General features: G+C 40.5%; 10 protein-coding genes. 9 read left to right on the forward strand and 1 reads right to left on the reverse strand.

The features are described 5' to 3' along the window. Positions 1 to 212: 212 nt before the first annotated feature. Both ACUUJN_RS03115 and ACUUJN_RS03120 read left to right on the forward strand, forming a co-directional pair. Positions 213 to 1,427, forward strand: a complete 1,215-nt coding sequence (locus ACUUJN_RS03115; RefSeq protein ID WP_445671566.1) for an MFS transporter — start codon at positions 213 to 215, stop codon at positions 1,425 to 1,427. Positions 1,428 to 1,440: 13 nt separating this feature from the next. Then, a complete protein-coding gene (locus tag ACUUJN_RS03120; protein ID WP_028541083.1) occupies positions 1,441 to 2,010 on the forward strand; it encodes a sugar O-acetyltransferase in 570 nt (189 codons plus the stop codon). 116 nt (positions 2,011 to 2,126) lie between these two features. Here the strand turns inward: ACUUJN_RS03120 and ACUUJN_RS03125 are convergent, their stop codons facing one another. Next, a complete protein-coding gene (locus ACUUJN_RS03125) occupies positions 2,127 to 2,678 on the reverse strand; it encodes a helix-turn-helix domain-containing protein (protein WP_023986881.1) in 552 nt (183 codons plus the stop codon). A gap of 113 nt (positions 2,679 to 2,791) precedes the next feature. On the opposite strand from ACUUJN_RS03125, the gene ACUUJN_RS03130 reads away from it, so the two are divergent. The 7 genes from ACUUJN_RS03130 (at position 2,792) to ACUUJN_RS03160 (ending at position 12,680) form a co-directional block, all read left to right on the forward strand. Continuing rightward, complete coding sequence (locus tag ACUUJN_RS03130) at positions 2,792 to 3,373, forward strand: LysE family transporter (protein WP_023986882.1); 582 nt, start codon at positions 2,792 to 2,794, stop codon at positions 3,371 to 3,373. A gap of 272 nt (positions 3,374 to 3,645) precedes the next feature. Next, on the forward strand, positions 3,646 to 5,385 hold the full coding sequence (gene treC, locus ACUUJN_RS03135) for an alpha,alpha-phosphotrehalase (RefSeq protein WP_484669255.1): 1,740 nt from the start codon (positions 3,646 to 3,648) through the stop codon (positions 5,383 to 5,385). Positions 5,386 to 5,482: 97 nt separating this feature from the next. After that, complete coding sequence (treP, locus tag ACUUJN_RS03140) at positions 5,483 to 7,441, forward strand: PTS system trehalose-specific EIIBC component (protein WP_053324583.1); 1,959 nt, start codon at positions 5,483 to 5,485, stop codon at positions 7,439 to 7,441. Between the two features lie 73 nt (positions 7,442 to 7,514). Next, positions 7,515 to 8,264 (forward strand): trehalose operon repressor, encoded by a 750-nt coding sequence (gene treR, locus ACUUJN_RS03145; protein WP_028541078.1) that lies wholly within the window; start codon positions 7,515 to 7,517, stop codon positions 8,262 to 8,264. A gap of 211 nt (positions 8,265 to 8,475) precedes the next feature. Continuing rightward, positions 8,476 to 9,216: a LytR/AlgR family response regulator transcription factor gene (locus ACUUJN_RS03150; RefSeq protein WP_071559341.1), complete on the forward strand. Its 741-nt coding sequence runs from the start codon at positions 8,476 to 8,478 to the stop codon at positions 9,214 to 9,216. 1 nt (position 9,217) lies between these two features. Further along, positions 9,218 to 10,519 carry a GHKL domain-containing protein gene (locus ACUUJN_RS03155; RefSeq protein WP_484669256.1) on the forward strand — a complete coding sequence of 434 codons (1,302 nt, stop codon included), beginning with the start codon at positions 9,218 to 9,220 and terminating at the stop codon, positions 10,517 to 10,519. A gap of 121 nt (positions 10,520 to 10,640) precedes the next feature. Next, positions 10,641 to 12,680: a serine hydrolase domain-containing protein gene (locus tag ACUUJN_RS03160; RefSeq protein ID WP_484669257.1), complete on the forward strand. Its 2,040-nt coding sequence runs from the start codon at positions 10,641 to 10,643 to the stop codon at positions 12,678 to 12,680. Positions 12,681 to 12,742 lie beyond the last annotated feature (62 nt).

Genomic DNA, 12,742 nt, shown 5'->3' on the forward strand with positions numbered 1-12,742 from the left:
CTTGTATGGTTTAACTAATAAGGTCTGAACAGGTGGTGAATGCTTATGCCCTACCTGCTCAGGCCCTTTTTAATATGTTTACAACTGACGGTCAATAGCGATCTATGACTATAATTCTCTTTTTGACAAATAGTTTGGATACGAATAGAATGACTAATTATAATATAACTTATTAAAAGGTTAATAAAAAGTGGTGATAAGGAGATAAGTGAATGCCAGTAGAACCATCCATGAATCCTCGGGTAATTCGTAATATTTTATTTTTGTTATTCGCTTTACCAGGTGTAGCTTTTGCTTCCTGGGTGTCTCGAACGCCTATTATACGGGATATTTTACATGTCTCGACTGCCGAAATGGGAATTATAATTTTTGGATTAGCCGCAGGTTCTTTAGTGGGACTACTTAGTGCAGGCAATATGATTTCTCGTATAGGTGGACGGGCGGTCATTTTGGTAAGTGCGATTTTGATTGTGATCGGTTTTGTCATTGTAGGGTTGGGAACTGCATTTTCGCTCACGAGCATCGTGTTTGCTGGTTTGGTCATCTTTGGAGGTGGCTATGGGACAGCAGAAGTAGCTCTTAATGTCGAAGGTTCTGCGGTAGAAAATCAATTGCAAAAAACGCTTTTGCCCGCTTTTCACGGTTCATTTAGTATGGGTACACTTGTAGGTGCGATCATTGGCTCTGGAGCAGCGGCGCTACATATACCTGTTGTGGTCCATTTTGGAGCTATGGCTATCATGATTGCAGCGGTAACCTTCTATTTTTATCGTTTTCTGCCCCGCGATACAGGTATAGAGAAAGAAGTTCCTACTCAAAAGGTCGGATCTAATCTCAAGGCGCAGCTTGCTGTATGGAAAGAAAGACGGATTTTACTAATCGGTATCATCGTGTTAGGTATGGCGTTTGCAGAAGGGTCTGCGAATGACTGGCTGCCGCTAACGATGGTAGATGGTTATGGCGTGGATTCTTTAACAGGTTCCTATATGTATGGACTATTTGTGGCAGCGATGACCATTGGACGTTTTACTGGCGGATTCATACTGGATAAATACGGCCGTGTCCCTGTGTTGAAAGGGAGTGCTGTCCTGGCTGCTATCGGTATCATTCTAGTGATCTGGGGACAGCATTACCTCATGGCCGGACTGGGCGTCGTATTATGGGGGTTTGGAGCCTCACTTGGTTTTCCTGTGGGCTTATCTGCTGCCGGAGACGATCCTCGTGGTGCAGCTATCCGGGTTGGAGCCGTAGCCACGATCGGTTACATTGCCTTTTTAGTAGGCCCTCCAAGCTTAGGGTTTTTAGGTGAACATGTTGGACTTCTACATGCCTTGATTGTAGTGCTTGTTGGCGTTATTGTTGCTGGCTTGATATCGGGCGCAGCCCAACCTATTGGGATGAAAGAAAAAAATCAGATTAAAATATAAAGGGGATTGTCCCATGACTATGAAAACGGAAAAACAAAAGATGATGAATGGAGAACTTTATGTAGCTGCTGATCCTCAATTAACAAATGAAAGAGAGTATGCGAGAAGATGTGTACGTCTCTTTAATCAGACGGCAGAGACGGATCGTGAGTACCGTGAAAAGTTACTTAAGGAGCTTTTCGGATCAACTGGTGAAAATATAGGTATGGAACCCAACATACGCTGTGACTACGGATACAATATCCATGTTGGGGAAAATTTCTACGCCAACTTTGACTGTACCATTTTGGATGTTTGCGAAGTGCGCATTGGAGATAATTGTTTCATGGCTCCAGGAGTCCATATTTACACAGCGACTCATCCCATAGATCCGTTTGAACGAATCGCTGGCCCAGAGTATGGGAAACCTGTAACGATTGGCAACAATGTATGGATCGGCGGTAGAGCAGTTATTAATCCCGGTGTTACGATAGGTAATAATGTCGTAGTAGCATCAGGAGCAGTAGTAACCAAGGATGTTCCAGATCATGTGGTTGTAGCTGGAAATCCAGCACGAGTGATAAAGCAAATTAAAATCTCCTAAACAGCATACAGGCAAATCATTTAATATTTGTACCGATGATCCTATTAAAAGCGCTCCTTATTTTAATAGGATCATTTAATTTAAAGACTTGTATACTTATGGTCTTCAAGATTGAACTATACAGAGTAATAAATAATCATATTCACCCGAACCAGGGTTTCTCCTAGATTATAGTAAATGTGTGGGCGGTCTGCTTTAAAGCGGATCGAATCTCCAGCTTTAACCGTGTATATTTCCTCACTGACTTTTACCACCATCTCACCCTCAAATACCGTAATAAATTCTTCTGTACCTTCACGATGCGGCGCTGAACTCAGTTCTCCGCCTGCTTCAATCTCTACGGTGTAGACCTCAAAATTTCTACTGCCTTCATAGGGGAAAAACGGATACAACCGATATTGATTATTTTCTTCAAGCACTTGTACTTTGCTTTTAGGAACGACTACTGCATCTGAAGGTGGTTCATTAATCAGAGCAGTGAAAGAGATTTTCAAGCCGTTCGCAATTTTCCATACGGTTGTAATCGAGGGATTAGATTCTCCGCGCTCAATCTGACCGAGCATCGTTTTACTGATCCCCGTCAGATCAGCTAATTTATCTAAACTTAATTTTCTTTCATTTCTTAGATGTTTCAAATTTTTACTTAAAATCAGATTAATATTCTCCATAATTCTTCGCTCCTATTGTGCTTTATAAAGAACATATTGTACAATCATAAAGTACAAATGTACGTCTCAACGTACATTTCATTCAATTATAACATACGGGAGTTGATTGTTGCATGCCGTTTATTCCGTTCCTTTCTTATGCACTTGTTAGCAGCTTTACGCCAGGTCCCAACAATATTATGTCTTTAGACAGTGCCAGGCGGTTGGGTTTGAAAAAAGCATTCCCATTCTTGCTGGGAGTAACAGCAGGTTGTTTCGCCATTATGCTGTTAGCCTGCTATTTTAATCTTGCTTTGTATCATTTTTTGCCACGGGTTAAGATCTGGATGAATGTTCTCGGCAGTCTGTATATGCTTTATCTGGCGGTGAAAATTGCAAAGAGCAAATCCTCTACGGAGGATAATGATCACAATGAGGGATATTCCTTCAAATCAGGACTGTTGCTACAATTTATCAATTTAAAAATCATTTTGTATGGTATTACGGTCATTTCAACGTTTGTAATGCCTTATGATGTATCGTATATAGAGCTTATTACGATTTCATTACTCCTGACTTGTATTGGTTTTGTAGCTGTAGTGAGCTGGGCGATTTTTGGCGCAGTGTTTCAACGTTTCTTGAATAAGCATGAGCGTTCCTTCAATATCATAATGTCCTTATTGCTCCTTTATAGTGCACTATCGATATGGATGTAAATGAGTACCTTATTCATCATAGAAAAGAAAGGTTCCTGACTATAGGCAGGAGCCTTTTTTCGTGTGAATTGAGCTTATTCTACGAGTCATAACATACAATCGGACAGAATGGATGAGTCTCCTGATCATTTAGCTGCAAAACGGGTATTACCTTAATAGATAAAGCTGTTGACAACTTGTATATACATGACTTAATCTTGTATATACAAGATGTTGAAAGCGTTATATTATTTTTTACGCTACTTCATTTCGCAAGAAAGGAATGAGCATGAATGGAAGCAATGAACAAGACTTTAATTCCTCAAGATAAGGACTGGTGGCGCAAATCAGTGGTCTATCAGGTTTATCCCAAAAGTTTTAACGATACAACGGGCAAAGGAACCGGTGATATAAGAGGACTGACGCAAAAGCTGGATTATTTAAAAAAACTGGGTGTGGATATTGTCTGGTTGCAGCCTGTATATGTCTCACCACAACGTGATAACGGGTATGATGTAGCCGATTATTGCCAGATTAATCCCGATTATGGAACAATGCAGGATTTTGAAGAATTGAGCGAGGGAATCCGGGCGCGTGGGATGTACCTAATGATCGACATCGTGGTTAACCATTCTTCCACAGAACATGCCTGGTTCCAGGAGGCACGGCTTTCTAAGGATAGTGAGTATAGGGACTACTATATCTGGCGTGATCCAGCACCCGATGGTGGACCTCCAAACAATTGGGTTTCCAAATTTGGTGGACCAGCTTGGCAATATGACGAGGCAACAGGCCAATATTTCCTGACACTGTTTGATAAGACTCAGGCGGATCTAAACTGGGAAAATCCCAAAGTCCGTCAAGAAGTTGTCAATCTGCTGGAATTTTGGGCTGAGAAGGGAGTCAGTGGTTTCCGACTGGATGTCATTAATTTGATTTCCAAGGATCAGCAATTCTCGGACGATGATAGAAGCACGGCTCCTGGCGACGGACGTAAGTATTATACGGACGGTCCACATGTGCATGAATACATCCATGAGTTACATGAGAAAGTATTTGCCAAACAGAATAGCGTCACTGTGGGTGAGATGTCCTCCACCTCACTGGATCACTGTATCCGTTATTCCAATCCAGAGAGAAAAGAATTGTCCATGACCTTTAATTTTCATCATTTGAAGGTGGATTATCCAAATGGACAAAAGTGGGAATTGATGCCATATGATTTTGAAATGCTGAAAAAGCTATTCTCGGATTGGCAAACGGGCATGCAACAGGGCGGTGGCTGGAGTGCATTGTTTTTTAATAATCATGATCAGCCAAGGGCAATCTCTCGCTTTTTGGATGATGGCGAATATCATGCGGAAAGCGCCAAGCTGCTGGCAACCACGCTACATGGTCTTCAAGGAACGCCTTATATATTTCAGGGTGAAGAGATTGGGATGGCCAACCCGCAGTGGGCAGACATTGAAGAGTTTCGGGATGTTGAATCTCTGAATATGTATCGTATCTTACAGGAGCAAGGCAAAAGTGCAGAAGAAGCATTGAATATCATTCGAGAGCGGTCTCGTGATAATTCGAGAACACCGATGCAGTGGGATGGCACTCGCAATGCGGGCTTCACTTCAGGTACTCCCTGGATTAAGGTAGATGAACGATATCCACAGATTAATGTTCAGGCTCAGTTAGAGGACCCGAACTCTATCTATCACCATTACCGTAAGCTAATTCATCTGCGTAAGACGGTGCAAGTCATTACCGATGGGAATTATCTACGCCTGGACGAAGCTCATCCTCAGGTCTATGCCTATCAACGCAGCAATGAAGAGGAGACTTTGATCGTCATCTCCAATTTTAGCGGACAGGATACGCAATTCCGTATACCGGATTCATTTTATTCATGTTTAGAAAATCAAGCGTTGGATGCGGCTGAGTTCTTAATTGGTAATACTCAGCACGCCCCGGAGCTAAAACAAGTGATCTCTTTGACCCCATATGCTTCATATATGTGGATTGTTTGTAGACTTAGTGAATAGTATGGAGACATCTAGTAGCACCCCGGGCACGGGCACGTTATCTTTGATAACCGGGGTTGCTGCTTTAAAATGAGCGAACGTTAAGGGAGTGGGCTAAATGGCGATTGAAAGATCACAGGTAGAAGACATTATAAAAGCCGTTGGTGGCAAAGACAACATAGAGGCCTCTACGCATTGCGTAACTCGTCTGCGATTTGCCCTTTATGATGATAAGCTGGTAGACAAAGATGCACTCGAACAAAATGATCTGGTCAAAGGCCAATTTTCTTCACAAGGACAGTATCAGGTCGTAATTGGCCCAGGTCTGGTGGATAAGGTATATGACGAAATGATCTCCATTACAGGAGGTAGTCGGGCTTCTAAAGACGATGTCAAAAATGCGGCAAGCAAAAAACAAAATCCAATTCAGCGTGCCATCAAGACGCTGGCAGATATTTTTATCCCTATCTTGCCCGCAATCGTGACTGCAGGCTTATTGCTTGGAATAAATAATATTTTGACTGGTAAGGGAATCTTCTTCGAAGGAATGGCTTTGGTTCAGGTCTATCCTCAATGGACCGACTTTGCTGCTATCATTAACACCATTGCCAGCACCGCATTTACATTTCTACCTGCCTTAATTGGATGGTCGGCCGTTGTCAGGTTTGGCGGCAGTCCTTTACTCGGGATCGTACTGGGTCTGATTCTGGTTCATCCGGATCTGCTAAGTGCATACGGTTATGCGGATGCGGTTACAAAGGGCACCGTTCCGGTTTGGAATTTGTTTGGGTGGGAAGTGAACAAGATTGGTTATCAAGGACAGGTTTTACCCGTTTTAGTATCCGCTTACGTGCTCGCCCACATTGAGAAATTCCTAAATAAGAAGATAGCGGATTCATTTAAGCTGTTACTCGTAGCACCGATTACATTATTAATAACGGGATTTCTGGCTTTTACAGTGATCGGTCCGGTTACTTTTATGATTGGTAATGCCATTACGTCTGGTCTTGTATACGTTTTCGATTTGGCTCCTGCGCTGGGAGGCCTGATTTATGGAGGCTTGTACTCCTTGCTCGTGATTACGGGAATGCACCATACTTTCCTGGCGGTGGACGTGCAATTAATTGGTACGCAGGGTGGAACATTCCTTTGGCCGATGCTGGCGCTGTCCAATATCGCTCAGGGTGCCGGAGCACTGGCAATGATGCTGGTATTGAAGGAGCAAAAGGGAAAAGGATTGGCTCTTACCTCTTCAGTGTCTGCATTTCTGGGTGTAACCGAGCCTGCCATATTCGGAGTGAATATCCGATATAAATATCCGTTTGTATTCGCAATGATCGGTTCCGGTATTGCAGGTATATTGCTCACCGTAAATCATGTGATGGCTTCTTCCATTGGTGTGGGCGGGATTCCAGGCTTCTTGTCTATTTTCCCAAACAACTGGGGTGTATTCTTCATCGGGATGGCGATCGTGTTAATTGTGCCGTTTGCTTTAACTTTAATGTATGGCAAGTTGTTAACTAAGCGCCGTCAGGCTGCACCAGCCAATGATTCCGTAAGGAAAGACTCGCTTCCGCAAAATACCGCACTAGATGTGCTTGAAGTGAGGACTCCCGTACGAGGACGTGTTGTACCGTTAGAACAAGTTCCTGACCCGGCTTTTGCCGAACGGCAGATGGGTCAAGGTATAGCAGTGGAACCGAAGGATGGCAAAATTCTTGCCCCTTTCAGTGGGCAAGTCATTCACATCATGGTGAAAAGCAAGCATGCCTTGATCTTAGAGCATCCGACAGGTGTACAGATTCTGGTACATGTGGGAATTAACACGGTGTCCCTGAAGGGTGAGGGATTCACCATGCATGTGGAGACCAATCAAACCGTGGAGCAAGGGCAACTATTGATGGAATTTGACCGTGATCTGATTCAGAAATCCGGATATCCCGTCATTACACCAGTCATTGTCCCGGATGGTCAGAGTATGATTGAATCGGTTGAGGAACTGCCGGGTGAGGCAGACGATTTGCAGTATACCTTAATGAGAATTCATTTGAATTCTTCATCAGACAATACCAATTAAGTCAGATTCATCGCACAGCCTATTTTAGTGAATAGGAAGTGAAAGGATGCTACAATGAACGTGGTGATGAAAATTGACAAAGAATATATTTTTGCAAATTTATCAGGAGTACTCGGGACGAATCCAGACAGGCGAATTGGCTCCAGGCACGAAAATGCCATCTGAAAATGAACTGGCCCGAGAGTATAACACTTCTCGCGAAACCGTACGTAAGGCACTTCACTTGCTTGCACAAAATGGGTATATCCATAAAATAAAAGCTAAAGGATCTTTTGTTCTGGATATTGGACGGATGGATTTCCCTATAGGAGGCTTGGTCAGTTTCAAGGAAATGTCTGAACGGATTGGGCGTACATCACGAACAATTGTACATGAAAATCATTTAATTCCAGTTCCAGATGACATAGCTAATCATCTTGAGATTAACAAAGACAAGTATTTGGTCTGGAAAGTTATTCGTGCGCGTGAGATTGAGGGTGAATGCGTCATACTGGATAAAGATTACTTTCGATCAGACATTGTACCTGTGCTTACCGAGGAAATTAGTCGTGGGTCCATCTACGAATATTTGGAGGGAGAACTCCATCTTCAAATCAGTTATGCCAAAAAAGTGGTTTCCGTAGAAAATGCAGATGAAGAAGATCATAGGCTGATGGACCTTCAGAACTACACTCATGTGGTCGTAGTACGTAACTATGTTTATCTGGAGGACACCACCTTGTTCCAGTATACCGAGTCAAGGCATCGGTTGGACAAATTCCAATTTGTCGACTTTGCCAGACGTTCCCACGGTGAAGAGAAAAGAACTGATTTTTTTAAATAACGATCAATAAAACAGTTAAGAAACCCCGTCTTTTGAAGACGAGGGTTTCTTTTTTACCTTGGATGCAGCTGCTGAGCAGCTTGTATACTGGCATTTGAGGGATTTGAATTTGCGTTTTATCCAAAAGCTGTTTATAGAATATTAAAAGGTTATATACTGTTTAGAATACAATTCCATGATCAGTGCAATGGGAATGAGGTGTATGTTATTTATGTATAGAGTGGCTATCTGCGATGATGAGCACAAGCACAGAGAACTTGTTAAAAATATGCTGATTACTTTGTCGTTAAAGACCAATATAGAATTTAAAGTTGAATTATTCGACTCAGGAGAACAGCTGGTATCTCATTATCAAAACCATGAATCTCCATTCCATATCTTAATATTGGATGTTGAAATGAATGGCATAAACGGAATTCAAACCGCCCAAAAAATAAGGAATTTAAATCACCTGGATGAACAGATTGTTTTTTTAACGAGCTACCCTGAATATATGGTGGAAAGTTTTGACGTAGTTACATTTCAATATTTAATAAAACCGATTGCTCCCCATATCTTTGAGGAAAAAATGATAAAGCTGTGTAAATACTTTCAATCTCTCGATAAAAAATTCGTTATTATCAAGTCAGCTTATGAGGAAGTGCTTTTAAAATATGATGATATCATTAGTATTGAAGTGGTCAAAAGCTTAACCATAAAAAACAAACTGCATTTTGTAACCTCTACTCAAACCTATGATAGCAAAGGGATTCTTTCGGACTATGCTTCAGCATTAAAAGAACATAATTTTCTACAAATTCATCGTTCGATTATTATAAACTTAATTCATGTGAAAAAATTTGCTGGCGGTGATGTTTTGATGTCAAATGATGTGAAGTTACCTATTGGGCGTTCTAAAATAAAAGAAGTTAAAGATCTATATACCAAATTTATGATCATGAAGATGCATTAATATGATGGAATATAGCTACCTGCTTCTTAACCTATGTGTTGTACTGGTGATGTGCTTTCAAGTGAATTTTTACTTTAACTCGGTTTTTGATAAGTCCAATCGAAAGCCAAATAGATTCATATATTTCATTATTTTCGGGTTGCTGAACATCTTATATTTAAGTGTTTATCTGTCTCCTACGCTATCCTCGATTTTGGCATTACTTGTCATATTTAGTTTAGCGCAATCTTATACAGTGGAAATAAAGACAAAGATCATTTTTTCTATCCTTTATGCTGTATTGATAACCATCGTTAATTTTATATCTCTTTATATTTTATATGCTGTATGCTCCGTTAAAATTAGCAACTTTAGCCATTTGGGTGGGCAAGATCACTTGATATCCTCTAAGGTTATGTTACTCAGCTGCATTATCATGTTTGCTGTCATTCAGATTATACGGCTATTTGCCAAACGCAGAACCTTCCCTTTGCAGCATCGTTACTATATTTTATTTTTAATCGTTCCCATCATAAGTTTATACCAGGTCAATGTTTTATCTGTTTATAGTGAAAAGAATATGTATTATTTTGGTTCTATTATTAGCTTTATTTTTTTAAATGTTTTTATCATATATATTTTCGATAATATCATTGAAAAATTTCAATTAATGCATGAAAATGCTCAATTACAACATCAGATGGACTACCAAGATGCTAACTACGAAAAAACGGTTTACAGCTTCAAAAATATGAAAAGAATCATTCATGATACACACCAACAGTTTTTGTATATTGAAGAATGTATCAAGAGAAATGAATTGGCTGAGGCGAGTGAACATATTAAGGTTACATTAAATAAAATCGAAGGAGCCTATCAAAGGGTTAATACCGGTAATCTGGTTATAGATGCTCTTGTCACAAATAGTCTTAATATTGCTCAGGCCAATGGCATCAAGGTAGATACTCAGCTTAACTTGTATTCACAAAAAGTAAATATTGAACGTTATGACTTGTGTATCGCTCTGGGCAATATGCTGGATAATGCCATAGAAGCATCTAAAAAGGTCAAGATTGCGGATGATAGGTACATTCTTATTAAAATACATTCCAATGAGTCCGCGCTTTTCATTCACATCCTGAATCATGTGGAGAATGAAGTGGCTCATTTGCATAGTCAAAAATCAAACCCGGATGTACATGGCATTGGCTTGACCAATATATCCAGAATATGTGACAAATACGGTGGGAATATGACCATTGAAACAAAAAATAAAGTATTCGATAATATGGCTTTATTGCCATTTTATAAGGACAATTCTTAGACATCTTGCTGTTTAGGGATTGTTTTTTTCGTTTCAGGGTGACTTTTTTATATAGAATCCTCGTTCATAGTATGATCAGTCCAGTAATAATCTGGGAACCCATAAGAGGAGGAAATATGGAATGAAGAAAATAATAGCTGTGTTCATTTCGGCTATGCTTTTTGTACTGCCGATGACGAATGCTTTTGCTCAAGACAATCCTGAACCCATTAAGGAAAAGGCTCGCAATCTGGCCTCGGAGCTGGTATCCAAATACGGTGCTAGCGGTGTGCAGTATGCCATTAGGGACCATGGAAACATCGTATTATCGGATAGCGTGGGTGTAAAGAATAAAGCAACCAACGAGCCAATCACCAAGGATACGATGTTCGGTATAGGCTCTACAAGCAAAATGTATGTATCTGCTGCAACGATGATGCTGGTGGATACCCATAAGGTAGATATTGATCAGCCGCTAACAACATACATTAAGGACTTTACAATGGCTGATGAAAGATACAAACAAATTACACCGCGTATGCTGTTAAATCATTCGTTGGGTCTTTACGGTGCCCACTATAAAAATAGTATGTTATTTAATGACAATGATACAGAAAATCATGATGAGCTATTGCTGAGATTACGATCAGAGACTTTAAAATCCAACCCCGGTGAATATTCTGTATATAGTAATGATAGTTTTCAATTGCTTGAAATATTGGTTGAACGGGTGAGTGGTCTAAGTTATACCGAATTTCTGGCAAAGCATATTAGTGCCCCTTTGGGTTTGAACTCTACGAAAACACCACTCGATCAGTTTGACAGACAAAAGCTGTCCAAAACTTATTTTCCTGCGATTGAGGGGGCCTTACCCGTTGAAAATGCCAATGTCATCGGGACAGGGGGCTTATACTCTACCGCAGAAGAGGTGGCTATGTTTTCAGAAGTATTAATGGGGAACAGACCCGATATTTTATCTGCACAATCGGCGAAGTCCATGCAAAGTCATGAATATCGAAAAGGAATATGGGTACCTGAAGAGACAAACAGCTTTAATTATGGGCTTGGCTGGGATGCGGTTCAGTTGGCACCGTTTAGTGATTACGGAATAACTGCGCTATCCAAGGGTGGGGATACTGTTTTGTATCACTCTACTTTGATCACCATACCAGAGCATCAAATTTCTATGGCTGTGCTTTCATCTGGAGGGTCTTCCATCTTAGATAGTATTTTTGCTTCTAACGTTTTATTGGAAGTTTTAAAAGATAAGGGCATCATTAAAGACATCATACCGGATAAAACATTTGAGGCTCCTGTAAAAGTGGAAATGCCATCTGATTTACTTTCTTATTCGGGATTATACGGTTCTGTGGGTACAACCATCAATGTAGAGATTAAAAACGGTGAGTTTGATTTACCTGCTTTTTTGGATGGATTCGTCCCGGCGCAAAAATATGTGTATACAGGTGATGGACAATTCAAAAGCAGTGATGGCAGTGTAGCCGTAAGCTTTGACAAACAAAAAAACGGGAAAACGTATATTAAGGCTAACATTTATTTAAACTTTCCGGGATTAGGACAAATGGTTATGGTGATTTATGAATATCAAAAGCTTGATGCCAATCCTCTAAATAATACAGTTAAAAAGGCATGGGAAAATAGAAACGGGAAAAATTATTATGCTTTGGACGAAAAGATATCTTCCATATTTTATCTGGCCCCCTCATTTATAACAAAAAAAATATCCGTTGATCATGATGGATACGCAAGTGGTACTAAAATTGTGGATGAGAATAAAGCAGTAAATGCCGTTGAGATTCCTGTTATGAGTGGAAGAGATGCATTTGATCTGAATTTTTATACCAAGGATGGTTCGGAGTATTTAACCATAGATGGACAATCCTATATCAGTGAAGATGCTGTTAAACCTATCTTGGGAGGAAAATCAGTGTACACCATACCATCTAATGGCCAAGCCACATGGTATAAAATAGATAAAAACTCAGCCAATAAAACGATGACCGTTGATTTTCCAAAAAGCGGAGGCTTCGCTGTCTATGATGAAAACGGTGCGGTTGTACAATTTTCAACTGCTAGCAATAACTCGGTTGTACTGCCCAAAGGTGGCTTGATCGTTTTAGGTGGCCATGCAGGGGATGTATTTAAAATCAATTTGAATTAAGCGTGTAGCCGCTTCTGGAAATTCAGGAGCGACCGTTGCAGTGTTGGATGGTTATGAAGACA

The organism is Paenibacillus sp. LRG-1 (assembly GCF_057220305.1).